We start from the raw sequence: 975 nt of genomic DNA on the forward strand, positions 1-975 counted from the left end.
TAGCTTGCTGTCTGAACGCCGTAAACTCAGCATTGAAGTAGCCAAAAGCAAAGTACAAACCTCAAAACCGGTTCGTGATGCCGTTCGAGAGCAACAACTGTTGGTTAAGCTGATTTCCAACGGCCGAGACAAATACGAACTCGACGCTCAGTACATCACCAAACTTTTCCACACCATCATTGAAGATTCGGTCTTACTTCAACAAGGTTATCTGCAAAACCTTGTGAACCCACAACAAAGCCGCAAGCCACTTGCACGCGTCGCTTTCTTGGGAGCCAAAGGTTCTTACTCGCACTTGGCAAGCCGCGAATATTTCAGTCGTAAAAATACCGAGCTTATCGAGCTAAATTGTGAGCATTTCAAAGAAGTGACTCGAACGGTGGAATCAGGCCATGCTGATTACGGTGTGCTGCCCATCGAAAACACCAGCTCGGGCTCGATCAATGAAGTATATGACCTACTACAACACACCACGCTGTATATTGTTGGTGAGCTGACTCAACCTATCGAGCACTGCTTAGTTGCAACGAAAGACATTCGCCTCGAAGACATCAAAACACTGTACTCGCATCCGCAACCGCACCAACAGTGCAGCGAATTCTTAAGCCGTATGAAAGGCGTGAAACTTGAGTCTTGCGCAAGCACAGCAGACGCGATGCAAAAAGTCCAAGAGATGAATCGTGATGATGTGGCCGCAATTGGTAATGCTTCAAGTGGTAAGTTGTACGGCCTGCAAGCGATCCAAGGCAACATCGCAAACCAAACCGAAAACCACACACGCTTTATTGTCGTCGCGCGTAAACCAGTTGAAGTCTCAACACAAATTCCAGCCAAAACGACGTTGATTATGTCGACCTCCCAGGAAGCGGGCTCATTGGTTGAAACTCTACTGGTACTGCAACGCTACGGCATCAATATGACTAAGTTAGAATCGCGTCCAATCATGGGTAATCCGTGGGAAGAAATGTTCTACGT

Annotated in this window: 1 protein-coding gene; it reads left to right on the forward strand. The window is 47.3% G+C overall.

Annotated features, from left to right (window positions below; all coding sequences use genetic code 11):
* Positions 1-975 (forward strand): chorismate mutase (locus R7Q48_RS25185; protein WP_318132867.1); only part of this gene is annotated, 975 nt, incomplete at both ends.

This window comes from Vibrio sp. 378 (genome assembly GCF_033339435.1).